This is a genomic window from Sphingobacterium sp. UBA5639, assembly GCF_002421245.1.
In the GTDB taxonomy this organism is placed as follows: domain Bacteria; phylum Bacteroidota; class Bacteroidia; order Sphingobacteriales; family Sphingobacteriaceae; genus Sphingobacterium; species Sphingobacterium multivorum.
Map to the genome: position 1 here is coordinate 73,541 of NZ_DIJR01000002.1, position 12,614 is coordinate 86,154.

Below are 12,614 nucleotides of genomic sequence, written 5' to 3' on the forward strand. Positions count from 1 at the left end.
ATCTATTTGGGCTAAAGTTCACCTTTTAAAGCAAAGAATCAAAAACTTTCTGCTCCTTTTTTAGTATAAAACCGCTATTTTGATAAAACTTATGGCTCTCGGTTCGAATGGTATTACATCTAACACGCAAACGGCGACACCCTATTGACCTAGCCGAATCGGATGTCGCATGCAATAATAATCGACCCAGCCCCCGACCTCGATATTCTTCATCGACAACCAATCCCATGATTTCCGCATAAACACCAGTCTCCATACTGATAACTTGATGAACTTGAATCCAGCCAACAGTTTTATTGTCAATGGCCCCCACAAATACAGCATACTCCTGCTGCCGTAATAGATCTTTCCAAAATAATTTTCATTCCTTCAATATCGGCTGGATAACCCAGTTGCTCGGTCAACCTTACGAGCTCCAAGGCATCAGATAATACCGCTTTTCTTAAGTCCATACTATAAATTTGTTTCCTATGTTTTAGAATAAGAATAGATCACCCAATACTTCAGTTATGCATCAGGTTGATCCAACAATCGGCGGTGATAATTTATTTGGCCAAGGTGATAAGTTAGATGGGTGGTCAGATGAACGAGCAAATACTGCGTCGTTGTTTTTTCTTCAAACACGAGTATGGGATATATCTCTTGCAGATTCTCTTCTGACAAGAGATCCAAAGAGCGGGTAACCACATCAATCGTATCATCTACCTGATCTATTAATCGTGTTCGAGGAATATCTTTTAACGAAAACTCAGCAGCTCGATCCCTAATATACCCTGTCTTTCCTATTTCAGCACCGATGTACGTTTGAAGATTTCCAATCAAATGTAGACATAGATTGCCCGCTGAATTGGCAATATTTGGTTCAATAAGCCATATATTTCCTTCTTGTTTGTACAATGAAATTTCATCCCGCAGCCTGTTTAAGTCCCGTTGGAAAAGGCTTTTTAAAGTTTCTATAAGCATAGACTAAATTTAGATATATTTCTACTCAAAAAAGCAATTTCTATATCAACACATCAGCTTTAGCCTTAAATAGCCATATTGATACGAATCAGAAATATACATCTCCACATGATATTATGTAATTTTAAACAACTTAAAGAGCTATAACCATGAAGATAGTTTCAAATTTCCCAAAGAAAACTTGGGTAATTTTTAGTGTAATAACAGTCGCGGCTACCATTCTCTTCGCTAAATGCGATGGCCCATCCGATGGAAATGACAGATTGGGTTTTCCATTTCCTTTTTATGAATATATGGGTGGCAAGCGCTCAATGGAACCTGAGAATCGAAGTAGTTTCAATCCTATTTATCTTCTTTTCGATCTTATTATCTATTTTGGACTTGCTTATTTTTTCACATTTTTAATCAAGAGATCTAAAAAATAGTGTACATTGAAATGGAATTAATCGACCAAATTATTTCCATCTTTTTTTACAAGTTTTAAGCTAAACCGCCTTTCCGATGAAGAGGAGCACAAAAATAACCAACCAAAGTATCGAATCTGCAGGACTTCCCAAAGACCCTAAACATGCCATTGCTGAATATTTCTGGAATGGATTTGATGCAAAAGCCACACAGATTGAACTCTCTATAGACAGTAATGAATTAGGCTACATTAATCGTGTAAGCATACAGGACAATGGCGAAGGCATACCCCTAGAGACACTTTCTTCCTCATTTGGAAACTTTTTGGATTCTATAAAAAAAAATAGTCTCAAACGGAGCTCCTATACCAGAGGAAAAAAGGGAAAGGGTCGATTTTCTTTCTCGTTTTTTGCAACACGTGCGATTTGGGATACCGTTTTTCAGGAGAATGAATATTTCTCAAGCTACCGAATTCAAATTGATCGCGAAAGTAAAGAGCAATACGATATCAGTGAAAGCAGGCTGGTAGAATCTAAAAATACGGGAACGCAAGTTACTCTTGAAGGCGTTTTTGGACTTAATGCTACATTTTTTGAAAGCGACGACTTTAACAATTTCCTCGCACAAGAGTTTGGCTGGTTTCTCTACTTGAATAAGGATAGGAATTACGCCATACGCGTCAATGGGAAGCTATTAGCTTATGACCATTTAATCGAAGAGACAGACCAGCTTTCTTGGACAGGCTATAGCCCTGATCGTGATACTTCTTATCATTTTACCATCAATTACATTCGCTGGAACCAACAAATTGGTGATCGATATTATTATTATTTTCTGAATAGCGATAAAAAGGAAATTGCCAAAGTACTTAGCAGTTTCAACAATAACGCGATCAATTTCCACCACTCCGTCTATGTTGAATCTACCTTCTTTGATCATTTTGAACAACAAGATATCCTCCTATCTACAGAAGATAATCTTTTCTCGGGGAAGGCCAAACAAGTTATTTATCGGAATTTACATGCTGAGTTACGTGATTTACTGGATAGAAAGCAAAAAAAATATGTACTAGAGCACGCTGTCGCGGTAAAATTAACAGATCTAGAAAGAAAAGGCCTATTGCCCGAATACAGCAGCTCGGAACAAGATAAAAAAAGAAAAAACCTATTGTTAGCATTAATACAGGAACTATTTATTGTAGATCCACGCATTTTCTTCGGCATTAAAACAGACCTTATCCGCACCTATCTCGGTTTCATCGACTTGTTATTGCAGTCGGAAAAAAGCACGGAAATCCTCCCTATCATCGAACAGGCACTTCCTCTAACTGACAAAGAAAAGAATCGCATAAAACAGCTTATAACCCGCGCTGTGAACGATGAAAACACTTCTTCCGAGCAGAAAAAATAACACATTTTTATTTAATGACTTTTAGATGTCAATAAATAAAATTAAAAGTATCACTTTTGCTTAACACTGTTAAATTATTTACGCATAGCATGGGTAGCAAAGAACGCATACAACGGCTCAAAGATGAGAATAGAACTAATATTCTAGATGCTGCGCTCCAAATCGTCAAAGAAGAAGGATGGCAGGCCTTGAGTATGCGCAAAATTGCAGATATCATCGAATATACTGCCCCCATGATATACGAGTATTTCGCCAATAAAGATGCCATTCTGATGGAGCTTGCTAACCAAGGTTATCTCCTGCTTGCCAAAAAAGTAAAACAAGCCAAATCAACTGAAACCGATTTGGAGAAACAATTGGAAGCAATGTGGTTTAGCTATTGGGATTTCGCCTTCGAAGAACGCGAATTGTACCAATTAATGTTCGGTGTGGGAACGGCCTGTTGTGGTTTTGAAAAAACCTATAAATGTGCTGAATCCCATGGAAAATTGATAAGTGATGTCATCCGTGAAATCATGAAAGAGAAAAACCCATCCGAAGAATTGATCTGCAGGAAGTATTTTACGTACTGGTCAATTATACATGGATTGATTTCGATCAATTTGGTAAACCAAGGCAATGGCGACAATACCAATCAAGAGGTTTTAAAGGATGCTATTTACGGCATCACACGCTCCCTGACTGATTAATTTTTTTACACCAAAAAATACAACGTTAAGAAATCTAACACCGTTAAATATACCAAAACTTCAATTTTTAATATCACATGAAAACAAATCTATCACCAAGTCTTAAAAGGATTTACGTTCCAACACTTAACAGTGTTAAACGAATTAATATCGTAAAGACTGCATATGTGCTCAGTGCAATCTTTCTATATAGTTGTTCAACAGGCACGAGCAAACCCATTGATCCACCACCGGTTAACCTTCCGGTCGTTACCATCGAGAATGGTAACGAGACGGTTTATCAAGAATATCCAGCAACTATTGAAGCTTCGGCCAATATTGAGATCAGGCCACAAGTCGAAGGGATTTTGGAAAACATCTATGTCGATGAAGGTGCTAAAGTAAATAAAGGTCAGGCGCTTTTTAAGATTAACGACCGCCCTTATCAGGAACAATTAAATCAAGCTAAGGCAAATTTGCTGGCAGCAAAAGCTTCCTTGGAAAACGCCGAGTTAGAAGTGGAAAAGAAAACAAAGCTGGTGAACACCAAAGTACTGACAGACTTTCAGTTAAAAACTGCAATTAGCGCACGTAACGCCGCTAGAGCAAATGTACAACTGGCACTGTCGGCGGTTGAAACGGCAAAAATCAATGTCGGATACACGCTAATACGGGCTTCAGCAGAAGGATACATCGGTAGATTGCAGCGCAAACAAGGGAGTTTAGTGGGACCTACAGACTCCCAACCACTTACAGCATTGTCAAATGTAAGGGATCTCCATGTCTATTTCTCATTGGGAGAAAATGACTTTATCGCATTCAAAAACAATACAGAAGGTAGTAATTTACAACAAAAGCTTCACAACCTACCTCCGATCAGCTTAGTTCTTTCGGATCAGACAATTTATGATCAGAAAGGAAAAATTGATATGGTGGATGGCCAGTTTGACAAAAATACCGGTGCGATTACCCTCCGCGCGACGTTCAACAATCCGGAAGGGGTTTTACGTAACGGAAATACCGGCCGTGTAAGACTACAGAAGAAGTATGCACAAGCATTATTGGTACCTCAACTTGCTACCCTTGAAATGCAGGATAAAATCTTCGTTTACACCGTTGGCAAAGAAAATAAAGTTGTTCAACAGCCCATTACTGTCATCGGAAAAAGTGGTGCAAATTACCTCGTAAGCAAAGGACTGAATGCGGGAGATCGGATTGTCTACAAAGGCATTGACCTGCTTCAGGATGGGCAGAAAATTACGCCACAAGCTTTATCAAGGGATAGCATCAATTCATTATAATATTAGAAAATCACATGCTTAAGAAATTTATAGAAAGACCTGTACTTGCTACCGTTATCTCCATATTACTTGTCATATTGGGGGTGATTGGTATCCTTAAACTGCCTTTGCAGCAGTTTCCCGATATTGCACCGCCCGCGGTGCAAGTAACGGCATTATATCCTGGGGCAAATGCCGAAACGGTACTCCGTGCCGTAGCTCCCTCACTCGAAGAGTCAATCAACGGTGTTGAAAATATGAGCTACATGAGCTCTACTGCCAGTAACGACGGCTCGTTAATGATTACCGTATATTTTAAACTTGGCACTGACCCTGACCAAGCTGCTGTGAACGTCCAAAATCGTGTGGCTCAGGCAACCAGCCAATTGCCCGCTGAGGTTGTACAAGCCGGAATTACAACAGCAAAACAGCAAAACAGCTTGATCATGGTATTGGATCTCTATACGGAAGATCAGAGTAAATACGATCAGACCTTTATTACCAACTACGCGCAAATCAATATTATTCCCGAACTGAAACGGATACCTGGTGTTGGACAAGCATTGGCGTTTGGTGGTAGCAAAGACTACTCCATGCGGGTATGGCTTAATCCAAATCAAATGGCGACCTATAAACTAACGCCTGAGGAAGTTATGGCTGCAATTCAAGATAAAAACGTTGAAGCTGCTCCTGGTAAATTCGGCGAGAGCAGCCGTGAAGCTTTTGAATTTGTGATCAAATATAAAGGTAAACTCAACCAACCAAGTGACTACGAAAATATTATTATCCGCTCCAACACTGACGGTTCAGTACTTAAACTCAAAGACGTCGCTCGTGTTGAACTGGGATCCTATACCTATGCGAGCCACACCCGTATCAATGGCAAAGCAGGATTGAATATTGGGGTAATGCAGCTGGCAGGTTCGAATGCAAATGAAATTCAGATCGCGATTCAAAAATTCATGGAGAAAGCCTCTTTAAGCTTTCCGAAAGGTGTCAAATATCTCGTTTTATACAACACAAAAGATGCACTTGATCAATCTATTGACCAAGTAAAACATACACTAGTTGAAGCATTTATATTGGTATTTTTAGTTGTCTTTCTATTCCTTCAGGACTTTAGATCGACATTAATACCAGCGATTGCAGTACCAGTAGCCATCGTTGGAACATTTTTCTTCATGCAGCTCTTCGGCTTTTCAATCAATCTATTGACCTTGTTTGCCCTGGTGCTTGCCATTGGGATTGTCGTCGATGATGCAATTGTGGTCGTCGAGGCAGTGCACGCCAAGATGGAACATGAAAATCTCCCACCTAAGCTCGCTACAACATCTGCCATGAGCGAAATCACCGGGGCAATTATCTCGATTACATTGGTGATGTCTGCCGTATTCCTTCCCATCGGCTTTATGGAAGGTTCTACCGGAGTGTTTTACCGACAATTTGCTTTCACGTTAGCGATTGCAATCGTTATTTCAGCAATTAATGCCTTGACACTAAGTCCTGCGTTATGTGCACTCTTCTTAAAACCAACGCATCATGGTCATTCTGATGCTAAGAAACTTAATTTCAAGGAACGTTTCTTTGCTGGATTCAATGTTGGATTTGACCGGTTGACTAAAAACTATTTAGGTAGTCTACGCTTCTTGATCCGTTACAAGTGGGTTGCATTTGCAGGATTGGCGATTACCCTACTTTTGACAATATTTATGATCCGTAAAACACCTACTGGATTTATTCCGTCGGAAGACCAAGGATTTATTGCCATTTCTTTATCCATGCCTGCAGGCGCTTCGTTAGATCGTACTTCTGGGGCATTAGCCGAAGCTGAGAAGCAACTACAACATGCTGATTTTACCAAAACTTTAAATGTACTTGCTGGTTTCAATATTTTAACACAATCCACAAGTCCTTCAGCGGGTGTTGCATTTATCCTCCTTAAACCACATGAAGAACGTGGTCAGATAAAAGACATCAATGCGATTATGGCCGATGTGAATCAACGCCTGGCAAATATCAAAGGCGCAAATTTCTTTGTCTTTACCTTCCCTACAGTACCAGGGTTCAGTAATGTTGACGGTCTCGATATGGTATTGCAGGACAGAACCGGTGGACAACTTGGAAAATTCAGTGGCGTAGGCCAGAAGTTTATTGGCGAACTGATGAAACGTCCTGAAATCATGATGGCTTTCACAACCTTTAAAGCAGATTATCCACAATATGAGCTCCAGGTAGATGATATCAAGGCAGAGCAACTTGGCGTAAGCACAAAAAGTATATTACAAACCATGCAGGCCTATTTTGGTAGTGCCCAAGCTTCAGATTTTAATCGTTTTGGAAAGTACTATCGTGTGATGGTCCAAGCTGATGCCAAGGATAGAAGTGAACCTACTTCAATGGACGGTATTTTTGTAAAAAACAGATTAGGTGATATGGTTCCCATCAATACATTAGTCAAATTAGAACGTGTATATGGACCGGAAACAGCATCGCGGTACAACTTGTTTAATTCAATTGGCATAAATGCAATACCAAAACCCGGATATAGTTCTGGAGACGCTATCCGTGCAGTTGAGGAAGTTGCAAAACAACAATTGCCTACTGGATTTACCTATGAATTCTCAGGTATGACCAAGGAAGAAATTGTCTCCGGAGGACAGTCTACATTGATTTTTATTCTCTGTCTGATATTTGTTTACTTCTTGCTTGCGGCACAATATGAAAGCTACATCATTCCATTAGCGGTTATTCTATCCATTCCGACCGGCATATTTGGCGTCTTTGCAGCAATTAGCTTCACTGATATCGCCAACAACATCTATGTACAAGTTGCACTTGTCATGTTGATTGGTTTACTGGCCAAAAATGCCATTTTAATTGTGGAATTTGCTATTCAAGGGCGCAAACAGGGGCTATCGATTCCTAGCGCTGCACTTAAAGCCGCAAGATTACGTTTGAGGCCTATTATCATGACTTCTTTAGCCTTTATTGTTGGTATGATTCCAATGATGACAGCCGTAGGTCCGTCTGCTCAAGGAAATCATTCCATCAGTATTGCCGCTGCGGGTGGGATGTTCACCGGAGTAGTTTTAGGACTCTTTATTATCCCGATTCTCTTTATTTTCTTCCAATTTATCCAAGAGAAAATAGCTGGTGTCCCGAAGCAAAAACAGTATGAAAGCGAGACCGCTTCGTTGGAAATACCCGTGCATACAAACAATTAGTATATCATGACAAAATTTAAATATATGAATAGTAAAGCAAAGTTACTGACGGTTTTCATCTTATCTTTTGTCGCATGGTCCTGTAAAACAGATAAGTTGGTCAGCAATCAACACCTTGCCCCTAACTTACCCGAACAGTACCGCGACCAAGCTAAAGCTCCGCAGGAAACTAGCATTGGCTCTATTCCATGGCGTGATTTTTTTAAAGATCAAATCCTACAGACATTGATTGACAGTGCAATACAACATAACTTAGATATGAAGCTAGCACTGAAAAACATAGAAGCGTCTCAACTGAGCCTGAAACAAGCAAAAGCGAACTATCTTCCTTCAGCCCAGCTACAGATCAGGGGAAATAGCACCAATCCATCCAATAACAGTATGAATGGATTGAGCCTCGGACAGTTTTTAGGCCAACATCATGTGGAGGATTATACGGCATCCTTAGGTTTATCCTGGGAGGCCGATCTATGGGGTAAAATCAAAAATCAAAATATCGCTGCTTTAGCTTCCTATCTGCAGACAGAAGAAGCTAAAAAAGTAATTCAAACCCAATTAATTGCACAAGTTGCACAAGGTTACTATCAACTGCTGATGCTATATCAATTGCGTGATATTGCCAAACAAAACTTGCAATTAAGCGATACAACCTTACGCATCGTCCAACAGCAATATGAAGTTGGTGACATTACGCTGCTTGCGTTGGAACAGGTTGATGCGCAACGATTGTCCGCAGCGGCGTTAATCCCTGACTTTGAACGGCAGATCACTATTCAAGAAAATGCCATTCAGATTCTTAGCGGAAAACTCCCCCAAGAGATTAAGACAGCGGAGAAATTGACAGACCTCCAGTTCCCCGAAGAGCTAGCAACTGGCATACCAGCTGATTTGTTGAGCCACCGTCCGGATGTAAAACAGGCCGAACTAGCTGTTACAGCTTCACAGGCCTATCAACAGTATGCAAAAGCGCGCATGTATCCTTCCTTGGTGATTAGTGCCGAAGCTGGCGTAAACGCATTCAAAGCAAGTAATTGGTTCAACTTGCCCGCGTCATTATTTGGTGCAATTACAGGGAGTATTACACAACCTATTTTCCAACGCAAGGAATTAAAAACGCAATATGAGCTGGCGCGTGTCGAACAAGAAAAGAATGTATTGATCTTCAAGCAAAAAGTAATTTCAGCCGCTGGGGAAGTATCCGATGCTTTAATTTCAATTCAAAAATTGAAAGAAAAACAAAAGATTACTTCGGATAGAACGACGCGTTTAAAGCAAGCGACAAAGCATGCCAATCTTTTGTTTGAAACAGGAATGGCCACCTACTTGGAAGTAATCACAGCGCAAAGCAATATCTTACAAAGTGAGCTCGAACTTGCTCAGGTAAAAAAAGCGGAGCTTTCTGCTGTTGTTGATCTATACCGTTCATTGGGAGGTGGATGGAGCAATAACTAATGCGGTATAAAAAGCAATTTTCTAATTTTATTATACATATCTGGTAGATGGGGGGCCCTTAGGGTCCCCTGTTTTATTTTTATCCGAAGTTCATTTTTACACCACCTTTAACATAACGCCCTTTAAAGCAAACTTCAAATTAGGCAATACATAAGCTTTTTCTATTTTTTAGAATTTCTTCAACAACCCGATCGCATTCAATTTATAAATCCTTCAAACCTTGGAATAAAAGAGACAAATGCAACTGAACCAATGCGATTACTTTTGTTTCATAATATAAATTTTATAAAATGAGAGATTTAAAAAAGATTGCACTAGCGGTATGTATCGCCTTATGCACATTAGCAGTCGTGAGCTGCAGTAAAGATGATGAAACTGTTGTTGAGCCCCAGCTTACCCCAAGCGAAATATTAGCCAGTACGCCATGGGAAACAACAAACGCAAAGAATAATAAAGGTGAAAGTGTAGTATTAACAGATGCTAACGTCGCAAATTTTGTAGGATTTGCTTATTTCAAATCTGATGGTACTTTTACAATGTTCAATCTTGACAATTCTCCAAAAATGCACGGCGACTGGACCGTATCTGCAGATGGTAAAACGAGAACAATTGTTGCTAAAAATGCTGCTGGAGAAACGTTGTTTACTCGTGTGGTTGATATTACGGTATTGACAAAGAAAGAATTCACTTATAGAGTTTATCCAAACGCTAATGACAAAACGATCTATTTCGATATCATCCATACACCAACAACTCATCAAGAGCCAAAATAATTTATTAGATAACACATCGAAAAAATAGTAACCACAATAAAACAGAAAGGCTTGACGAAATGATGTCAAGCCTTTCTGTCTATCGCTAAAAACGAATTCCATATTCAAAGTCACTCTTTGACACGATTAGATCAAATGATTATAAAACAAAAGATAACTACAAGATTTACAATCCATTAAAAAAAACAGAACATCCGAATTTCATAAAAAATTATATTCTGATATGCCAAGGCAAGATAATCTATCGGCCTTCGTCAATATACGTCTGAGTACATCAAATTGATATTTCAGTCGGGGCTTTATACGCTTCAGCAGAAATTTGTCGTCCAATACTAAAAGGAATTACGAAATTTGCATAGATTTCACCGATACATATAAGTTAAAAGAATGCAGGATATAGCGATCTATAAAAACGATAAGACTCTAATTAGTACAAATAAAAAAAGGCTGATATTTACCTTTCTGTCCTTTCTGCTTATTTATCTCGTCGCCTATATTATTGATCCTTTCTCGAGTTGCTGGGATGGCTATTTTAAACGGAATATGTTCGAAATACTCGGTGAATGGACATTTACGATCATTTACAGCTTTATCATTTCCGAATTTAGTATCATTGTCCATGACAAGCTTAATAAGTTCTTAACTTGGAAAGATAGTCCGACAGAGCGACTTCTACTTGAAACCGTCATCAACCTTTTTGCAGTACTCTTTATCAATTTACTGCTGGAGTACCTGATTTCAAAATATTATTTTGGACCTCAAAATGTTACTATAGCCCCATCTTTGGAGGAAAAAAGGGGGATGATTCAAAACATTACAATCAGTGTATTGATTGCGCTCATGATAATGGGGATCAATATTGGTAGTCATTTGATCACTAACTGGAAAAATGAGTCCATGCGTGCGGCAAAGCTCGATCAGGTCATTCTTGAAACAGAACTTCAATCGTTAAAATTACAGATCGACCCCCATTTTGTCTTTAATAACCTGAGCGTGCTCTCAGAAATCATCCTCGAAGACCAACAATTAGGCTATGAATATGCAGAAAACTTCTCCAAAATATATCGCTACCTTCTTGTCAATTCCAAAAAGGACATTATCTCACTCGACGAAGAACTCAACTTTCTAAATTCATACATATTTCTCATCAAAAACCGATTTGGCGATGGCGTAAACTTCGAAATAAACGTCAATCCCGCCAAACGCAATTGCCAATTACCTCCCCTTACCTTACAATTATTGGTAGAAAATGCATTAAAGCATAATCAGACAAATAAGAAAAAACCGCTGAAAATAAAGGTATACACCAACTCCCAGAATCAACTTGTTGTTGAAAATATATTAATCCCTATTGAGAATGTATCCGAATCATCGGGAATCGGGATTTCAAACATCATTAAGAGATACGATTTGCTATCCAACTTAAAACTGCAAATAAAGAATGATGGCAAAACATTTAACGTTATCCTCCCACTTTTAGCGCAAGCATAATGAATATAACCAAAGTATTAATCATCGAGGACGAAAAACTCAATGCCGATCGTTTAAAACGACTTTTGAAGGAAATAAAGCCATCCATCGTTATTTTAGATGTGCTGGATAATATCGCTGATAGCATCAACTGGTTCAATGGCAATGAACTTCCCGACCTCGTGATGATGGATATTCGTCTATCCGATGGTTTAAGCTTTGAAATATTAGAGACTATAAAAATAGATTGCCCAATCATATTTACAACAGCATTTGACGAATACGCTGTGAGGGCCTTTAAATTCAATAGCATAGATTATTTGCTTAAGCCTGTAGAAAAAACAGAGCTGGAAAACGCCATCCAAAAACTTGACTATCAAAAAGATCTCCAGATCAACCAACAACCGCTTCAAGGTTTATTGGATTTTATCTATCCGAAAGATTTTCGCTCACGCTTTCTAATTCCATTCAAAGACGGCTATAAAACCGTTCTTGTTGAAGAGATATTATACTTCTACTCCGAATTTAAACTTACCCATGCGCAACTCAAATGTGGCACTGTCGAAATTGTCCCTCAAACAATGGAAGAACTCGAACAGCAATTAAATCCAAAAGTATTTTTTCGCGCCAACAGGCAATTCATTGTGCATATAGATGCGATCAAAAGATTACATAACCACTTCAACGGAAAACTAAAAATAGAAATTAAAAATAACGATCAAGTGGAAATCCTTGTGAGCAGAGAAAAGGCTCAACTGCTAAAAAATTGGTTAGACTATTAATATTAAAACTGATCCGCTTACTCCTTTTTTCGTCAGAAAGGTAAAGTAAGTTTTTCGCGATGAAGAAGGGGATGTCAATCGGTAAGACCAATATCTCCAACACAATTGGATCGGATCATTTAATATCGTAAAATTCAGATCATCACTGATACGTTTCAGTAAGCAATTGTAACGTCTCGGTAGATTT

At 39.0% G+C, this 12,614-nt stretch carries 12 protein-coding genes; 9 read left to right on the forward strand and 3 right to left on the reverse strand.

The window, feature by feature from the left end:
- Window positions 1-25 precede the first annotated feature (25 nt).
- Genes B4Z90_RS25100 through B4Z90_RS01120 form a run of 3 tightly spaced genes read right to left on the reverse strand, consistent with a single transcriptional unit; the run spans window position 26 to window position 963 of the window.
- A complete protein-coding gene (locus tag B4Z90_RS25100; protein WP_115045762.1) occupies window positions 26-313 on the reverse strand; it encodes a GNAT family N-acetyltransferase in 288 nt (95 codons plus the stop codon).
- Window positions 300-452: a hypothetical protein gene (locus tag B4Z90_RS01115; RefSeq protein WP_159333051.1), complete on the reverse strand. Its 153-nt coding sequence runs from the start codon at window positions 450-452 to the stop codon at window positions 300-302. The genes B4Z90_RS25100 and B4Z90_RS01115 overlap by 14 nt, the downstream gene beginning before the upstream one ends.
- A 55-nt stretch (window positions 453-507) precedes the next feature.
- Window positions 508-963, reverse strand: coding sequence for a DUF1572 family protein (locus tag B4Z90_RS01120; RefSeq protein WP_115045761.1), 456 nt, complete (start codon window positions 961-963; stop codon window positions 508-510).
- Window positions 964-1,112: 149 nt separating this feature from the next.
- Here B4Z90_RS01120 and B4Z90_RS01125 point away from each other — a divergent pair, with 149 nt between their 5' ends.
- The 9 genes from B4Z90_RS01125 to B4Z90_RS01165 all read left to right on the forward strand — a co-directional run bounded on the left by B4Z90_RS01125 (window position 1,113) and on the right by B4Z90_RS01165 (window position 12,427).
- Complete coding sequence (locus B4Z90_RS01125; protein WP_115045759.1) at window positions 1,113-1,388, forward strand: hypothetical protein; 276 nt, start codon at window positions 1,113-1,115, stop codon at window positions 1,386-1,388.
- A gap of 76 nt (window positions 1,389-1,464) precedes the next feature.
- Window positions 1,465-2,778: an ATP-binding protein gene (locus B4Z90_RS01130; protein WP_286801210.1), complete on the forward strand. Its 1,314-nt coding sequence runs from the start codon at window positions 1,465-1,467 to the stop codon at window positions 2,776-2,778.
- 89 nt (window positions 2,779-2,867) lie between these two features.
- Complete coding sequence (locus tag B4Z90_RS01135; RefSeq protein ID WP_046674552.1) at window positions 2,868-3,467, forward strand: TetR/AcrR family transcriptional regulator; 600 nt, start codon at window positions 2,868-2,870, stop codon at window positions 3,465-3,467.
- A 77-nt stretch (window positions 3,468-3,544) separates the two neighbouring features.
- Window positions 3,545-4,747, forward strand: a complete 1,203-nt coding sequence (locus tag B4Z90_RS01140; RefSeq protein ID WP_115045755.1) for an efflux RND transporter periplasmic adaptor subunit — start codon at window positions 3,545-3,547, stop codon at window positions 4,745-4,747.
- Window positions 4,748-4,761: 14 nt separating this feature from the next.
- Window positions 4,762-7,950: an efflux RND transporter permease subunit gene (locus tag B4Z90_RS01145; protein WP_070565477.1), complete on the forward strand. Its 3,189-nt coding sequence runs from the start codon at window positions 4,762-4,764 to the stop codon at window positions 7,948-7,950.
- Window positions 7,951-7,974: 24 nt separating this feature from the next.
- Window positions 7,975-9,402 (forward strand): efflux transporter outer membrane subunit, encoded by a 1,428-nt coding sequence (locus B4Z90_RS01150; RefSeq protein ID WP_201639078.1) that lies wholly within the window; start codon window positions 7,975-7,977, stop codon window positions 9,400-9,402.
- 290 nt (window positions 9,403-9,692) lie between these two features.
- Window positions 9,693-10,175 (forward strand): DUF4822 domain-containing protein, encoded by a 483-nt coding sequence (locus B4Z90_RS01155; protein WP_201639077.1) that lies wholly within the window; start codon window positions 9,693-9,695, stop codon window positions 10,173-10,175.
- 387 nt (window positions 10,176-10,562) lie between these two features.
- Window positions 10,563-11,666, forward strand: coding sequence for a sensor histidine kinase (locus tag B4Z90_RS01160; RefSeq protein WP_088162106.1), 1,104 nt, complete (start codon window positions 10,563-10,565; stop codon window positions 11,664-11,666).
- Window positions 11,666-12,427 (forward strand): LytR/AlgR family response regulator transcription factor, encoded by a 762-nt coding sequence (locus B4Z90_RS01165; RefSeq protein WP_075993255.1) that lies wholly within the window; start codon window positions 11,666-11,668, stop codon window positions 12,425-12,427. Before B4Z90_RS01160 ends, B4Z90_RS01165 begins: the two co-directional genes overlap by 1 nt.
- The last annotated feature ends 187 nt before the right edge of the window (window positions 12,428-12,614 follow it).